General features: G+C 49.7%; 17 protein-coding genes. 1 reads left to right on the top strand and 16 read right to left on the bottom strand.

Going from position 1 to position 15,089, the window contains the following annotated elements; translation table 11 throughout:
* Window positions 1-158 precede the first annotated feature (158 nt).
* Window positions 159-428, top strand: coding sequence for a hypothetical protein (locus tag KNP80_RS12615; protein WP_214834856.1), 270 nt, complete (start codon window positions 159-161; stop codon window positions 426-428).
* Window positions 429-489: 61 nt separating this feature from the next.
* On the opposite strand, the gene KNP80_RS12620 is transcribed toward KNP80_RS12615, so the two are convergent.
* The 16 genes from KNP80_RS12620 to KNP80_RS12695 all read right to left on the bottom strand — a co-directional run bounded on the left by KNP80_RS12620 (window position 490) and on the right by KNP80_RS12695 (window position 15,085).
* Entirely contained in the window at window positions 490-684 is a 195-nt protein-coding gene (locus KNP80_RS12620; RefSeq protein ID WP_214834857.1) for a hypothetical protein, read from the bottom strand.
* 47 nt (window positions 685-731) lie between these two features.
* On the bottom strand, window positions 732-1,409 hold the full coding sequence (locus tag KNP80_RS12625; RefSeq protein ID WP_214834858.1) for a hypothetical protein: 678 nt from the start codon (window positions 1,407-1,409) through the stop codon (window positions 732-734).
* A 590-nt stretch (window positions 1,410-1,999) separates the two neighbouring features.
* Window positions 2,000-2,656, bottom strand: a complete 657-nt coding sequence (gene radC / locus KNP80_RS12630) for a RadC family protein (protein ID WP_353048000.1) — start codon at window positions 2,654-2,656, stop codon at window positions 2,000-2,002.
* Window positions 2,653-3,240, bottom strand: coding sequence for a Maf family protein (locus KNP80_RS12635; RefSeq protein ID WP_251132395.1), 588 nt, complete (start codon window positions 3,238-3,240; stop codon window positions 2,653-2,655). The genes radC and KNP80_RS12635 overlap by 4 nt, the downstream gene beginning before the upstream one ends.
* Window positions 3,241-3,378: 138 nt before the next feature.
* Entirely contained in the window at window positions 3,379-4,086 is a 708-nt protein-coding gene (locus KNP80_RS12640) for a hypothetical protein (protein WP_058763221.1), read from the bottom strand.
* Window positions 4,083-5,726: a pilus assembly protein PilM gene (pilM, locus tag KNP80_RS12645; protein ID WP_214834860.1), complete on the bottom strand. Its 1,644-nt coding sequence runs from the start codon at window positions 5,724-5,726 to the stop codon at window positions 4,083-4,085. Before pilM ends, KNP80_RS12640 begins: the two co-directional genes overlap by 4 nt.
* 12 nt (window positions 5,727-5,738) lie before the next feature.
* Window positions 5,739-6,491 (bottom strand): prepilin peptidase, encoded by a 753-nt coding sequence (locus KNP80_RS12650; protein ID WP_214834861.1) that lies wholly within the window; start codon window positions 6,489-6,491, stop codon window positions 5,739-5,741.
* 109 nt (window positions 6,492-6,600) lie between these two features.
* Window positions 6,601-7,074: a prepilin-type N-terminal cleavage/methylation domain-containing protein gene (locus KNP80_RS12655; protein WP_214834862.1), complete on the bottom strand. Its 474-nt coding sequence runs from the start codon at window positions 7,072-7,074 to the stop codon at window positions 6,601-6,603.
* A 142-nt stretch (window positions 7,075-7,216) separates the two neighbouring features.
* Window positions 7,217-8,434 carry a type II secretion system F family protein gene (locus KNP80_RS12660; RefSeq protein ID WP_214834863.1) on the bottom strand — a complete coding sequence of 406 codons (1,218 nt, stop codon included), beginning with the start codon at window positions 8,432-8,434 and terminating at the stop codon, window positions 7,217-7,219.
* A 4-nt stretch (window positions 8,435-8,438) separates the two neighbouring features.
* Window positions 8,439-9,473 (bottom strand): type IV pilus twitching motility protein PilT, encoded by a 1,035-nt coding sequence (locus tag KNP80_RS12665; protein WP_021066866.1) that lies wholly within the window; start codon window positions 9,471-9,473, stop codon window positions 8,439-8,441.
* 4 nt (window positions 9,474-9,477) lie between these two features.
* Window positions 9,478-11,136 (bottom strand): GspE/PulE family protein, encoded by a 1,659-nt coding sequence (locus tag KNP80_RS12670; protein WP_214719932.1) that lies wholly within the window; start codon window positions 11,134-11,136, stop codon window positions 9,478-9,480.
* A 1-nt stretch (window position 11,137) separates the two neighbouring features.
* A complete protein-coding gene (locus KNP80_RS12675; protein WP_214834864.1) occupies window positions 11,138-11,431 on the bottom strand; it encodes a hypothetical protein in 294 nt (97 codons plus the stop codon).
* Entirely contained in the window at window positions 11,428-12,687 is a 1,260-nt protein-coding gene (locus tag KNP80_RS12680) for a VanW family protein (protein ID WP_214832442.1), read from the bottom strand. Before KNP80_RS12680 ends, KNP80_RS12675 begins: the two co-directional genes overlap by 4 nt.
* Before the next feature lie 28 nt (window positions 12,688-12,715).
* Entirely contained in the window at window positions 12,716-14,230 is a 1,515-nt protein-coding gene (locus KNP80_RS12685) for a DUF7305 domain-containing protein (RefSeq protein ID WP_214834865.1), read from the bottom strand.
* Window positions 14,205-14,660, bottom strand: a complete 456-nt coding sequence (locus KNP80_RS12690) for a prepilin-type N-terminal cleavage/methylation domain-containing protein (RefSeq protein ID WP_286038204.1) — start codon at window positions 14,658-14,660, stop codon at window positions 14,205-14,207. The genes KNP80_RS12685 and KNP80_RS12690 overlap by 26 nt, the downstream gene beginning before the upstream one ends.
* Window positions 14,657-15,085 carry a type IV pilus modification PilV family protein gene (locus KNP80_RS12695; protein ID WP_214832447.1) on the bottom strand — a complete coding sequence of 143 codons (429 nt, stop codon included), beginning with the start codon at window positions 15,083-15,085 and terminating at the stop codon, window positions 14,657-14,659. Before KNP80_RS12695 ends, KNP80_RS12690 begins: the two co-directional genes overlap by 4 nt.
* Window positions 15,086-15,089: the final 4 nt, after the last annotated feature.

Here is a 15,089-nt window from a genome sequence, read left to right on the forward strand (position 1 = left end):
CTCACATACTAAATTTCACAGGTGACAGTTATCGCGTCACGCATGCGTTGTCGAAACACTAAAACCTAGCTGGCAAAGTTCTGTACTTTTCGTTGCATTATTGTGCACATTTGTATTGCAAAATACACGTCACAGCCGACGGAACATGGACGATTGAAATGATTCAAGAAATTTCAGACGAAGTCGTTTCAGGAAACTCAAGTAGTAAAGGCGATACAGCCTTATTCATGGGGTTAGAAGATGGTGCTCAAACGTTTAGCTTCACTCATGATGTTCAATCTAACTTTGCAGTTCAGGCCAATGACAGCGTACTTCTTGTAAACGAAATTGGTGCATATGAGGGATCGCAAGTTCAACGAGTCGATGATGCAGGAGTTTACTTCTTCAATATTACGGCCAATGGCAACTGGACGATTAGTGTTGAGTAACTAAATAAGAGCAAACAAAAACCACCCGTTAAAAGGTGGTTTTATCGTTGATAAGATTAATTCAAATTTTTACACGACTCTCTTTGTGTTTACCATTAACTCCATAAAGAACCATTGATAAACCAATAATTAAACAAATTAGACCACCAAGGCCCGTAGTAACAATTGAAAGTTGTTCATCGAAAAAAGCTTTACTAATACCTAAAAATAATACGAATATCCATCCTATAGTATTAATCTTATGTTTTTTTGACAATTCAACCCCTCCTCACCAATTAAAAGTTTATTAACTAATTAAAGTGATCAATACCTTACTAGCGTTATATAAGCAGCAGGATAATTAGATGTTGTATTTGGTTTAACAGTTAGTTTCACACCTTTAATTTTACCTCTCCAAATCATAATCGCTGAATCCTTCCACCAAGCTGTTTGACGGTTAGCAAGATCGGCTGCACTCCATGCTGTTGCAGTAGCAGCAATAATCGCGAAATTAGGAATTTTAGTGAGCACTGCGACTCCGGCTGCAACCGCAGAATCAGTTACTGGGTTAGAGAAATATCTTGGCCAATCATGTGTATTATCAATTGAATCAATTATCCTAAGAATATCATTTTTAGTCATATATCTAACATAACCTTTAGTGCCACCATCAGGTGGTTGAACCACGGCCATTGGTGAAATGCTAGACTTTGATAAAGAAGCAACAAACTTTGTAGGAGCAGTTAGATTTTCTTCTGGACCTACACTTTTTTGGATTTCTGAATTTCTAAATGCTGGATTTTCAAGCTTAGCTCGGTACTCTAACACATGCTCCTTTGGAACTTCAGACATAATCACTCTTGTGTCGTCTGAATATAGTACAACTTGAACCGTTTTCTCTAACGTTCCTTCTAAATTACTTTCTGCAGATGCTTTTTGGAATGGAATTAATGTTCCTGTTACCAGCATCATAGCACAAAAAATTCCGATTAACTTCTTCATTCCCTTTCCCCCTATATCTCTATTTCGTTACCAAATAAAAGGTAAATTACTTTTAAACAATAATTGTAATTACCATTTATTTCAACCTTAAAATACTTTTTATCGGGCTTGAGATACTTATGAAATAATTATCTCACCCTAACAAACTAATTAGCTTATGCTATTGAATAACTAAATGAGCGCAAACAAAAACCACCTTGTAACAGGTGGTTTTTGTTTGCGCTGTTTAAGAATTCAATTTTTCATTCTTGTATGTTTCAAGTAACTCTTCGAGCTCATAACTTCTATCAAAAATGTCTGTCGTTACGCCATCAGATACTTCCACTACACTCAAAAGTTGTCCATCTTTGAATATGCAGAACATTTCGTATAAACCACGCAGAGACTATAAATGGCACATAGCCTCTTTGCTAGACCTTTAGCATAATGCATGTTTTATAAGTCTATGCACTGAACTGACGAGGTCTATGAAAGTACTCTGAAAGAATCATAATCAAGAATAACTTTATGAGTCTCCCGAAAAAGCAAGAGATGAATTAAAACTATTCTATAAGTAAAAAGCAGACATATCTATGCCTGCTCTCCATTCTTTACCCATTCATATACCCCCGTTGCTTCATGCTGACGTAATGGTCCTCCCCGATGATGACGTGGTCGAGACAAGCGATGCCGACGATATGGCCGGCCTCGACGAGACGCTCCGACACCTCGATGTCTTCCCGGCTCGGGGTCGCGTCCCCGCTCGGATGGTTATGCACGGCGATGAAACACGCCGCCGACAGTTTGAGCGCCTCGCGGAAGACGTCGCGCGGATGGACAATCGACGAGTTGAGTCCGCCGACGAACAGCGTCTTCCGGGCGATGAGCTGGTTCTTCGTGTTCAAATACAGGCAAATGAAATGTTCCTGATTCAACAGCCGGAGTTCATCACGGAGCAGTTCATAGGCGTCCTGCGGCGAACGGATCGTCGGCGTCTCCAATTTCGGTTCCTCGACGTAACGGAGACCGATTGCAAACGCCGCGAGCAACTGCTCGGCTTTCTTCTTCGTCATACCTTCAATCTGACAGAGGTCGCTCACGGTCGCCTGCGACAGCGCCCGGAGCGTCGGGTACACGTCGGACAGCCGTCGGGCCGTCTCATGTGGGTCACCACCCCTACCCCCGATTTGGAGCAGCCGGGCGATCGCGGATTCAACACTTCGGTCGAGCACCATGGTCATTCCTTCACCAACTTTCGCTTCATTCACAGAAAGCGCGGCGATACCCCGTGTCGTTCGAGCGTCTCGACGAGTGGACGAATCGGCAGACCGACGACGTTATAAAAGTCTCCTTCGAGCCGTTCGACGAACAGACCGCCCGATCCTTGGATGCCGTAAGCACCGGCTTTATCGTACGGCTCCGTCGAATCGAGGTAGCCGTCGAGCCACGCGTCCGGGATGTCGATGAACGTGACGTGCGTCGTCGTGACGAACAAGTCTTGCCGCTCGGGCCCGATGATGCTGACGCCGGTGAGCACTTCATGCGTCGCCCCCGATAGGCGTTGTAGCATGGCTCGCGCATCGTCCCGGTCTTTCGGCTTCTCTAAAATCGTCCCGTTTAAGACGACGACCGTATCCGATCCGATGACGATGGCGCCACGGTTGTCGCGGGCGACGTCCATCGCTTTCTCGCGGGCGAGGCGTCCGACGTACTCGTCCGGATGTTCCCGTCCGTTCGTTCCTTCGATGACGTTCGAGGGGATGACTTCATGCGTGATGCCGGCCTGGGTCAACAGCTCGGTCCGCCGCGGCGACATCGAGGCGAGGATGACACGTTTCTGTGTTGGTTTCATTGTAACGACTCCTTCCATATGTGCGTAACGGGCTTCTTTTCCGTATCACACTTCACTGTAGATTGTAGGCAAACGGGCACGCGAATACAATCAGAGACCTCTCAAAAAAACGCCCCTTCTTTTCGAAGGGACGTGCGGTCACGGTGTCGTATAGTCGTACACCGGGATGTCTTTCGGTGTGAACGTCTGGGCCGGTACGTAGCGGTCTTCGACGAGTTGATCGAGGTCCGGGCGATAGAAAGCGTCGAGTTCGACCGTGAAGTCGAGCGGCTCTGCCGTCTCGGTCGTATTCGGTCCCGTCTCCGTCGGTCCGGTGAATTGGACCGTGCGCAAGATGTGAATCCGATTCATCGACTCGACCGATTCGAGGAACAAGACGAGTGACTCGTACGTGTCCGCTTGGAGCGACACCGTCGAGCGGACCGATGAGGCGTTGACCGGCGTGATTTCAACCGGTTCGGCCGGTTCAGCCGTCGCGCTCACATCGTTCGGTTCCGGCTCATCGATGTCTTCCGGCACTTCCGATTCAGCGATGATGCCGTCGGCGAAAGCGATGCTCGTCACGCGAACGTCAGACAGTTGGCTCGCCTGGGACAGCGTCTCGACGACCGTGTCGAGGGCTGCTTCGGTCGGGACACGCGTCTGCAGGCGCTGCGAATCGGCGACGTCGACGACTTCGCCTTCTTGGCGCAACAGTTCGAGCTTCGTCTGTTCGAGCGACAGTTCCCGTTCGAGCGACTTGACGTTGCCTTGGTGGATGAAATACTGGTAACCGAAGTAAGAAGGTACGGCGATGGCCGCGAACAAACAGATTGTGAAAATTAAATAAATCGTCGAGCGTTTCATTCGCTCACCACCTCCTCATCGGTCGTCTCTTCCGTCTCGCCGTCCGGTGTCTCACCATCTGGGCTCTCCCCTTCCGGCGTCTCCGGTTCGGCATCGATGAACGTGAAGGTGAACTCACCGATGTAGCGTGGGAGCGGTTCGTCTGTCGAATCGAGCACGCTCGGCGACAGCGTCGAATCTGTTTCGATGTCTGTCTCTTCCTGTTCCGTCTCCGCTTTCGTCTCGGTCGTCACGCCGAGCAGTTTGACGTTCTCAAACCGCACGTCGTTCAAGAGCGAGCGTTGGAACACGTTCAAATCGGCGAGCGTCTCGAACTGGGTGCGCACGCTCATGAGCGAACCGTCGGCGTAGTTATACGTCAACACGTAGCCCGTCGGCGGCAGTTGTTCCGTCAAGGCCCGTAGTGCTGGCACGGCCAACTTCTCTTCGGCCGTGAGCGCCGTCACCGTTTGGTCGAGCGATAGGACTTGCTGCCCCTTCGAGTTCACTTGCTCGGTCTGGTAGATGCGGACGAGCTGTAACTGTTCTTCGAGCTGCGCTTCGTTCTGTTTCATCTCGTTCACTTCATAGAACAAGTATCCAGTCGCCCCGCCGCCGATCAACAACGCGAGCAGGCTCGCGATAATCGGCCACCGGAGTGTGACATCGGTCGAGTTGATGAAGTTGGCGTCGTGCTCCTTGTCGAGCGTCGCCATTCCGAGGAGTGGCAACATCTGGTGCGACAACGGTGTCGCATGAGAGAGCGGGAGCGGGTCGGCGATACGTTTGACCGGCACCATCGCCTCGCTTTCAATCGTCCGGACGAGGTCGTCGAGGTTCGGGACCGTCCCAGAGACGAGTAACTCGTCAATCGGACGACCGTCCGTCCGGAGCGAGTAGCGATAGAAGTCGAGGAAGCGTGCGAGTTCGTTCAACCACTCGTCCGTTTGCGTCGCGAGCGTCTCCTTCGAGCCGCTATATGTATACGTGATGATTCCGTCCGTCGTCTCGGCGCGGTACGGGAGGTCCGTCTCGATGGCCCGGATAAACCGAACTTGCCCTTCCTCAAGAACGAGCAACTGGTGCGCGAACGGTGTCACGTGCCAGAGGAGCGTCGATTTGAGCGGGTCGAGTGTCTCGAGTCGGCTCACGCCGTTCGCGATGGCGACCGGGCGTGGAACGATTTTCTTCAATTGGAATCCTCGTTTTTTCATGTAAGCGCGGATGGCTTTCGTCAATTCGACCGAGACGGCGTGGAGCATGACCTCGGTCTTCGTCTCCGTCTCGCCGAGCACCTCGTAGTCGAAGGCGACGTCGTCGAACGGCAAGATGATCGAGCTGCCGATTTCCATGAACAGATAGCCGCGAATCTCATCTTTCGGAATCGTCGATGGAATCTCGACTTTACGGGACAATACCTCGGTCTCGGCCATATCGACGGCACAGACCATCCCTTTTCGTACTTTCAGTTTACGGCAAAGTTCATCGAAGGCGAGACCGAATGCGTTCTCGTCTTCAATCCGTCCCCCCACGTAGGCGCCTTTCGCCAATTGCACGGACGCGCTACGCTTGAACACGCCTTGTTTAATCACGGCCCCGTGGATGCTGAGCGCATCGAACGAGAAATACGCGACCGTTCCTTTCTTTATAGACCGGCTCATGCTGGTTTCCCCCTACATCAAATCAAAATACCAATCAAAGAAGCGTTCGCTGAACCAAAACGTCAGCATCGTACCGAGTGCGATCGACGGTACGAACGGAATCGGCTGTTTGCGATCCATCCGTTTCAAGCCGATGAGCGTCAATCCGACGATGGCGCCAATCAAGCTCGATAAAAAGAGTGCGACGAGGACGTCGCGCGGCCCGAGGACGAGCCCGATTACTGTAAATAGTTTGACATCGCCGGCCCCAAGTCCCCCCTTGGAGACGAAAAAAACGGTGGCGAGGACAGCGAAACCGAGTGCCGCTCCGGCAATCGGGCTCCACCAGGCCACACCCGCGCTATAGGCGAGCAATAGGAGGACCGGTGCCGTGAACATGAGAATCACGTTCGGGACGAGCATCGTCGACAAATCCGACATCGCCAAGGCGAGGAGCGTCGATAAGAAGACGAAGGCGAGAAGCGTCGTGAGGCTAAAGCCATATAGCCAGAAGCTATAGGCGTAACCGACCGCTCCAAGCAGTTCAAAGAGCGGGTACGTCGGCGCGATCCGCCCGCCACAGCCGCGGCACTTCCCGCGCAGGAACACGTAACCGAAGACCGGAATCAGTTCCCAAGCGGATAAGACGTGTCCACATGACGGACAGTGCGAGCGCGGTGTGACGATGGACTGTTTGTGTGGCACGCGGAGCCCGACGACGTTCGTGAATGACGTGATGACGGCCCCGAGGACGAGGCTATAAATGAGTCCGATGAGTTCAACCAATCAAGGTCACTTCCTTACTTGTAAGTATATGCCAAAAACAGAAAACCGGCTAGGCTGAGCGAGTGCCCAGCGCCAGCCGGAGGAATATAAAATGAGTTAATAACCAAATTTATGGAGTTGCAGAACCACTTGTAGTATCAACTACATTCGCTCGTTTGATATCATTCTCAGCTACAGCAGTAGATTGACCAATTGATTTGTCGCTACCTACCAGTTGAACTTTGTAAGTATACTTACCATTCGTTTCATCAATAATCACTTGTGCAACTGTGTATGAAGCATCACTAAATGGATCTTTTAAGCCATTGATGTAATCGAGTCCATCTTCACCGTCTGTAAATTCTAAAGTTGCATCCCCAGGATTAGACGTAGAGTGAATTTTAGCCGCGCTCACCATCTGTTTCGCATCGGCAACCATCGCATCTTTACGTGAGTTCTCGATAATCCCACCAATCGCGACAACGGCGATGGCTGCGATAATCCCCAAGATAACGACGACGACGAGCAACTCGACGAGTGTGAGTCCGCGCTCATCTTTCAATTGTTTGGCATCTTGCCAAATCATTTTCATTTTCTCTAACATGATTCATTCTCCCCTTTTGTGTGTTGTGCTGTGTTGTGTGCTGCATGCATTACCTTTGACCTAATAATAAGTAGAACAATTTTACTATACATTCAAAATTTAGGATTGAAAAGATGGAAATCTGCAAATAAATAAAAAGTTTCTACTGATTTTGGATATCGCCATAAATTTGGAACATCGGGACGACAATTGCGATGACGATGACCCCAACGATACTTGCCAAGACGACAATCAACAGTGGCTCGATAATCGATTTTAGGCGGTCCGTCGTCGTCTCGACCTCGGTCTCATAAAATTCCGCGACCTCGTTCAACATCGAGTCCAAATCTCCGCTCTCCTCGCCGACCGCAATCATTTGCGTCATGAGCGGTGGAAAGCTATCGTTCCGTTCGAGCGGTTCATGGAGTGGGATTCCTTGTGCCATCATCTTGCGTGCTTGAGCAAGACCTTTACGGATGACCCGGTTCGAGACAATCTTCTCGGTAATCTCGATTGCCGATAAAATCGGGACCGCCGCTTGAAGCAAGACGGCCAAACTTCGCGTCAATAACGCAATTTGCGATTTTAGGACAATTGGCCCAAAAATCGGCATCTTCAACAACAGTCCATCGATCACGTACCGTTCCTTGTCGCGCTTCAACATCCATGTGAAGACGAACAGTGCGAGAAATGCCCCGCCGAAGATGAGCCACCAATAGGCGGCGACGAAGTCCGATACGGCAACGACGATGCGCGTGATGAGCGGCAGTTCCCCGCCGAGCTGTCCGAAGATGCTCGCGAACGTCGGGACGACGTTCACCATCAGGAACGCGACGACACCGATGGCGACGATTGAGACGACGAGCGGATACGTCAACGCCGAGATGACTTTCCGTTTGACGTCATATTGTTTCTGGAGCTGGAGCCCGATTTGGTCAAGCGCCTCCTCCAAGTTCCCGCTCGCCTCACCCGCGAGTGCCATCGAACTGAAGAAGTTCGAGAATACGCGCGGATGTTTCTTGATCGCCTCCGAAAAGGCGATCCCTTCGCGTAAATCGTCCTCGACTTGGCTTAGCGTCTTCTTCAACACTTTCGATTCGGTCTGGACGCGCAAGATGGACGTCGCCCGAACAATTGGCACGCCGGCCCGGATGAGCGTCGCGAACTGGCGCACGTACATAATCAAATGTTCAATCTTGACTCGCTCGGGGAGCAAGTTCACTTCTTTATTCAGTCCGGTCGACTCGAGTTCAGCGAGCTCGGTGACGAGAATCGATTCTTGGCGCAGCTTTTCTTTCGCCTCCCGGAGCGAGACGGCGGTGACCCGCCCTTTCTTACGCTTCCCGTTCAGCAGTTTACCTTCGTATTGGAAGATGGCCATTCAGTCACCTCTCTTCATTTGGTACGGCGTTCGGGTTGATGACGCCTTGACGGACGAGCTGTTCGATCGCCATGTCCATCGTCTGCATCCCGTTCTGCCGGTTCGTCTGGATGACGGTCGGGAGTTGGAACTCCTTCTCGTTCCGAATCAAGTTGGCGACGGCCGGATTGCCAATCATAATCTCCATCGCGGCAACACGACCTTTCGGAACGTCGACGCGCGGGAAAAGACGCTGACTGACGACACCGAGCAGGACGTTGGCGAGCTGGGTCCGAATCTGGTCCTGTTGCTCGGCCGGGAACGCGTCGATGACCCGACTGACGGTCGACATCGCGCTCGATGTGTGGAGCGTCGCCATGACGAGGTGGCCCGTCTCGGCAGCCGTCATCGCCGTCGAAATCGTTTCGAGGTCACGCATCTCCCCGAGCAAGATAACGTCCGGGTCTTGACGGAGCGCGGCTCGAAGGCCGTCGACAAACTTCATGACGTCCGAGCCAATCTCGCGCTGGTCAACGATGCTCTGGTCGTGCGAGTGCAAATACTCGATTGGATCCTCGAGCGTGATGATCCGTTTCCGCTGCGTGCGGTTAATCTCGTGAATCATCGCGGCGAGCGTCGTCGACTTCCCCGACCCGGTAGGACCCGTGACAAGGATGAGACCGTACGGCTTCTCAATCAACCGTTTTAACACTTGCGGCAAATCGAGCTCGTTCATCGTCGGGATTTCCCCGGAAATAGATCGGAACGCGATGGCGACCGTGCCCCGTTGGTAATAGGCGTTGACGCGGAACCGCGATACGCGCGGGACCCCGAACGAGAAGTCGAGGTCGCGTTGCATCTCGAGCCGGCCCCGCATCTCTTCGGTCATGATCTCTTTCAAATAACTCTCGATATGGAGCGGCAACACTTTCTCGTCACCCATCGTGATGAGGCTGCCGTCGACCCGGATGATCGGCGGCGAGCCGGCGGTCAAATGGATGTCCGATGCGCGTTGTTCGACCGCTTTCGTTAAAATCACTTCAATCGATTGATGGATCATAGGCTCACTCCGTTATCACTGTTCTCAATATTTCTTCGGTGTTCGTCAGTCCGAGTGCGACTTTCTCAAGTCCATCGGCGAGGAGGAAGCGGACGCCTTGTGCTTTCGCATAGGCGACCATCTCGGCCTCTGTCGCCTGGTTCATAATCAACCGGCGCAACCCTTCATCGATCGGCACGACCTCATGGATGGCGAGCCGTCCACGGTATCCCGTGAAATTACAAGAGGCGCAGCCGTTGCCGCGCATGATCCGTTCGATAGGAATGCCTTCAGCAGCAAACAGTTCCTGTTCCCGTTTCGAGACCGGCTGTTCGTGCCCGCAGTCCCGGCAGACGCGACGGACGAGCCGCTGGGCGATCAGTCCGGACGTCGACGCGGCGACGAGGAACGGTTCGACCCCCATATCGATCAAGCGTGTGATCGAGCTGATGGCCGAGTTCGTATGTAGTGTCGATAACACCAAGTGGCCGGTCAATGACGCCCGGATGGCAATCTCGGCCGTCTCGGTGTCCCGAATCTCCCCGACCATGACGATGTTCGGGTCTTGTCGCAAAATCGAGCGCAGCCCCGACGCGAACGTCAAGCCGACTTTCGAATTGACTTGCACTTGGTTGATCCCGTCGAGCTGATACTCGACCGGGTCCTCGACCGTGATGATGTTCTTCGATTCATCGTTCAGTTCGCGCAGCGACGCATATAACGTCGACGACTTCCCTGACCCGGTCGGTCCGGTGATGAGGATAATCCCGTTCGGCCGTTTCAGCATGTCGCGGTACACCGCCTCGTTCTCGTCGCCGAAGTCGAGCTTCGTCAAATCGGTCAACCCTTCCGAGGAGTCGAGCACCCGGATGACGATTTTCTCGCCATACATCGTCGGGAGCGTCGAGACGCGGAAGTCGTACGGGCGGCCCCGAAGCGTATATTTGATGCGCCCATCCTGCGGTAAGCGGCTCTCGGTGATGTCTAAGTTACTCATGACCTTGAGCCGTGTCAGCATGACGCTTTGAATCTTTTTCGGATAAATCGCTTCGGTCCGAAGGTCACCATCGACCCGGAAGCGGACGTGCAACTGCTTCTCATGAGGGTCGAAGTGGATGTCCGAGGCGCGTTGGTCAATCGCGCTCAAGAACAGCTGATTGACGAGCCGGATGACCGGTGCGTCATCCCGCGACGCCATCTCTTCGCGTTCGAGTTCTGGTGCTTCTTCTTTTAAAATCTCGATGAGTGACGCGTCCATCTCGTAATAGCGGCCAATCGTCTTGCGAATCTGCTCGCGCGTGGCGATGCCGACCTCGATGTTCATTCCCGTCTGGAGCCGGACGTCATCGATGGCAATCAAGTCGAGCGGGTCCGCCGTCGCGATGAACAGCGTGTTCCCTTGTAGCGAGATTGGCATGATGTCATGTTTTTGGGCGATGACTTTCGGGACGAGTTTCGTCACGGTCACGTTGATGTCTTGGGCATATAATGAAATGACCGGCACGTTCAACTGTTCGTGCAACACTTGAATCAATTGCGTCTCGGTCAAATAGTTCAATCGCATGAGCGCATCCCCGAGCTTTTCCCCGGTCCGCTTTTGTGCGAGCGCTTCGTCGAGCTGGGCTTGCGTGATGATTCCCGCCTCGACGAGCATCTCGCCGAGCCGTTTTTTTGTTCGTCTCAACTTACTTCACCATCCTCTGAGGTTCCTCCCGAGGCACCTCGTGTGCGAAGCCCCGTTGTTCAATGAATGAACTAAGCGCCGCTCCACCAATCAAACCAAGAGACAGGAGGACCCATACCCACCATGCCCGCTCGAGACCTTCATCAAAAATGGTATACACACCAAGGGAAAGCAAAGCTACAAATAGTGAAATAGTAACTTTCGTCTCACGCTTTCGAATGTATGGGATCGACAAGGCGAATACCGTCAATGTGGCGAGTACCCAAAAGGCAATCAAAATTAAATATCCGATCATCCGACTGCCCCCTCACTTGGTACCGGGTCAGTGTCGTGAACCGGTGGCTGTTCTGGCTGTTCATTATAGTCATTTATGTTGTCATCTTGTACATCGTCATTTGGTAGCCATTCATTTAGCCATTCCTCTGGATTTTCTGGCAAAATCGGAATAATAATTGGTTCGGTCGGTTCTGGTTCCGGTTCTGGTTCTGGAATCGGTACAGAACTCTTTGTCAAAATTTCTGGAATTGGTTCGTAAAAGTCAAAGCCGAGTAGTTCAATCGACTCACCCGTTTCAGTAATGCGGATACGATACAATTTACCTGATTCCCCGGTTTGCCCAGATTGGGTGACAGATGAACTACCAGCAGTAAGTGAAGGTGAAAAACGAACGATATTTTGATACGGTACGCTCGTCACGTCTTCTACACGCGACTCATATGCTCCAACGAACGCCTTACCAAGTAACTGAATCGTCATTGTGTTGCCTTCTTCTAACACGATGAGCGCATAAGGCGTCTGTTCCGTGTTCTGGACGGCGAAGTTTGAACGTTCGTCAACTTTAACGTCATAGCCAAGCTCAATGCCAGCTGGAAGAGTCTCATGTTGAACACGTTCAAGGATTTGAAACGGTGTTGCCGCGAATAATTGATACATCGATGACCCAAGCGTACTAAGTGCTTCAAAGTCTTCGCCAAATGTTTTTAGACTAAAAATGTCTCCCGCTTCCATCTCAAAGCCATTCATTCGTTCAATCGCTACTCTCATTTCTGGTGTTGGACTGACAGTAATTGTCGCAACGACTTCACTCTCTGCCGTAGTCGTTTCCAAGACAATGTCTGAATTGAAGCTTGAAGCTGCCTCAACAAGTGGCGGGGTGACCATTGTGAGCGTCACTGGTTGATTATTTAAGTAGGGAGTAAGTAATTCCTCATCAACTGTCGTGACAAGAGAATATTCTCCAGAAGTTTCAATTCCATCGAGCGTCGCATCGACGTTGAACGATACGACATCTTTGCCGATTTCAAGCGCCGTTCCATCGACGAGGGTTACGATAAAGGGGGTATTATTAAAATCTTTAATTGCATTATCGAGCCGAATGATCGCTTCTTCTCTCGTCATCCCCGATACATCAATGCCGGCAACCGTTGTCTCTTTGTATGTAGCACTTGTCTTCGCCGATGCCTCGAGATAATTGACAAGTCCAATCGTCGGCAGCGATACGAGTAAGACAAGTCCAATGAGGATGGAGACATGCATTCCAAACTGTTTCATTTTAAATTCCTCCACTTTGTAAAAGTTCTCATGGGTTAGTAATCTCTCTAACAGTCCCTTTCTTTACAATCAAGTTTGTTTCTGAACTTGCCTCTCCAAAGAAAGGTAAGTCATCTAATTCAATGGATGCTGCATTGACTTTCGCCCCACCACTGATTGTGAAAGTGTCGGAAACAATGCCCCCATTCACCGTACCACCCTCGATGATTTCAACATGAGCGTTCGGCGCAAAAATCAATTTTTTCGGTGCATTGATTTGAGTCGCGCCGGTTACTTTCACATTTTGCCCACCTGACAAAATACTTCCATTCAAGGAGGCCGAACCAACGAACTCTAAGTTGGCATCTTTCGCATAAATCGAGGCATTAAATTTTCCATATCCAGAACTCTTTACTAGTTTCGTTTGACCATTAGAAGGTCCGATATATATGAACAAATCATTCCCGTCGCTTTCGTTCACATGACCGTTTAATGAAATGTTGTCAGCTAGGTAAATCGTCAAACTCCCGCCCGGTTGACTCTTCACATCTAAATGTCCGATTCCTTGAATCGAATTAACGTATAAGGACACATCCTTATCTTTTACGTTAATCGTCAAACGATAGTTACTACTCAAGTTAATGTCGTTCACTTTATAATCTTGATCCAAAATGAGCTCATAATCACTGACAATCCAGTTCGAAATATTGATATTACCTTTTGAAATCACTTGGTACTGACTGCTGCCCGCTTTAAAAGTAGTATCGGGAATCATCTTATAATTGAAATCATTTGCTGATGGAAAGTCAGGAAGTGTTAAGCCTAAGTTAAAGTCTTCTTTGTAAATTATAGGTCGCTTTTGATCCAGCCACCAATCCGGCGCCAAAATAGTTTTGGAATGAGACGAGGGTAACGTGTAGACAGCTCCGTTGATTGTCGGGTTGCCGGTAACCTCTAACATATTTTGAGCGTTCGATTCTAGGAGGATATTACCTGTCACGACCCCGTTGGCGAGCTTCATTTTTCCTTTGGAGTATATTCCTAAGTTGGAAGGAAGGGTTGGTCCCGGCTTCCGCTCGAGATCCAACGAGTAACTTGTTTGCAACGTTTTTTTTCGCACACCGACCTGTCCAGTCGATGTGATGATGTAGTCTCTAACCGTTCGATCTGATGAAACGTTACTCATCTTTACAGTTACCGTAGCCAATGGTTGAATACCTTTCTGTTTCTCAAAAGAAGAAAACACTCGAGGTTGAGTACCAGTTAAAATGTTGGCATTTACATAGTTATAGTACTGTTCATCCGTCATTTTGTTTAAATTTTCCACCTCATCGAGTGCTTGTTGAATCTGATCAAGTGTATATGTAATACCACTTTCAGCGATGTAATAGGCAGATTGTTCTTTGACTTCTCCGTCCGAAAGAGACACGGAATTCAAGCTAGACTGAATCATGCTTAAACCAATTGAAGAAAATAGTAAAATCACTATCAAGACTAAGATGAGAGTATTCCCTTTTTCTTCTTTGGCGAGGCGCCAATTATTCCAAGTTTTCAACTGCCACACCTTCCCCGATAAACAGTTTTGTCGTTACGACTTTTGAAGGCTGATTGACACCCTCAAGTTTTAAATCGATTGTTAACATTTGATCCTTGAAATTAAACGTCAACGATTCGACGCCTCGCGCAATCACTTCATTGTTTCGATAAATGACTCCATTACTCTCTTTGTATGTACGGCTATTCACAGTCAAAGCCGAGGAATTCATTTCAAACGTGTTGCTTCTGCGAACATCAGTAGTAATCATCTTAATGACTAATCGCATCTCTGCCGTTTGATGATCTCGTAATTTTTCGGATTGATTGAATTGAACAAGACCAGTCAAAATATTTGCCAATACGATTATTACAATTGAGCTAATGACTACTGTCACCAGCAATTCGACTAAAGTAACGCCTTTTGATTCATTACGGATTTTGATAACAAATTGCTTCATCCCCACCTCAAGACGCCCTCCAGTTTTGTATTAGAGTCAATCGTTGCCTCTTCAAACACTTCAATAATGACTCGATTTAAAGCTGAGGGACTATTCTCCACCCTTAAAACGATGCGCCGATTATCCAGCGGAATCGTTTTTGAGAATTCCAGCCATGCCGACCCATTTATTGAGGACGTTTGTCGATAGGTATAGCCGAGTTCTTCAACTATTTGAATTCTCGTCTTGCCACTAGTCTCCTGCCCTTTTGCTTTCATCAACTCGAATTCATTTTGAGCAACGTAAGATAAATCCATCATCGTCCGAGAAACCGTATTAGTTTGGGCACTTTGAACGAGAAGTCCATAAAAGCTTGTAAAAATAATACCGAGGAGAACAATAGAAACTAATACTTCTACTAATGTGAAACCTTTCTCACTCTCCATACTG

Source organism: Exiguobacterium sp. E4787 (assembly GCF_018618375.1).
Taxonomy (GTDB): domain Bacteria; phylum Bacillota; class Bacilli; order Exiguobacteriales; family Exiguobacteriaceae; genus Exiguobacterium; species Exiguobacterium chiriqhucha.

Coding starts and splice junctions, on each gene's coding strand:
- KNP80_RS12665 (WP_021066866.1), bottom strand. CDS start 9,473: ATGATCCATCAATCGATTGAAGTGATTTTAACGAAAGCGGTCGAACAA.
- KNP80_RS12695 (WP_214832447.1), bottom strand. CDS start 15,085: ATGGAGAGTGAGAAAGGTTTCACATTAGTAGAAGTATTAGTTTCTATT.
- KNP80_RS12655 (WP_214834862.1), bottom strand. CDS start 7,074: ATGTTAGAGAAAATGAAAATGATTTGGCAAGATGCCAAACAATTGAAA.
- KNP80_RS12615 (WP_214834856.1), top strand. CDS start 159: ATGATTCAAGAAATTTCAGACGAAGTCGTTTCAGGAAACTCAAGTAGT.
- KNP80_RS12640 (WP_058763221.1), bottom strand. CDS start 4,086: ATGAAACGCTCGACGATTTATTTAATTTTCACAATCTGTTTGTTCGCG.
- KNP80_RS12680 (WP_214832442.1), bottom strand. CDS start 12,687: ATGAAACAGTTTGGAATGCATGTCTCCATCCTCATTGGACTTGTCTTA.
- KNP80_RS12675 (WP_214834864.1), bottom strand. CDS start 11,431: ATGATCGGATATTTAATTTTGATTGCCTTTTGGGTACTCGCCACATTG.
- pilM (WP_214834860.1), bottom strand. CDS start 5,726: ATGAGCCGGTCTATAAAGAAAGGAACGGTCGCGTATTTCTCGTTCGAT.
- KNP80_RS12660 (WP_214834863.1), bottom strand. CDS start 8,434: ATGGCCATCTTCCAATACGAAGGTAAACTGCTGAACGGGAAGCGTAAG.
- KNP80_RS12625 (WP_214834858.1), bottom strand. CDS start 1,409: ATGAAGAAGTTAATCGGAATTTTTTGTGCTATGATGCTGGTAACAGGA.
- KNP80_RS12690 (WP_286038204.1), bottom strand. CDS start 14,660: ATGAAGCAATTTGTTATCAAAATCCGTAATGAATCAAAAGGCGTTACT.
- KNP80_RS12635 (WP_251132395.1), bottom strand. CDS start 3,240: ATGAAACCAACACAGAAACGTGTCATCCTCGCCTCGATGTCGCCGCGG.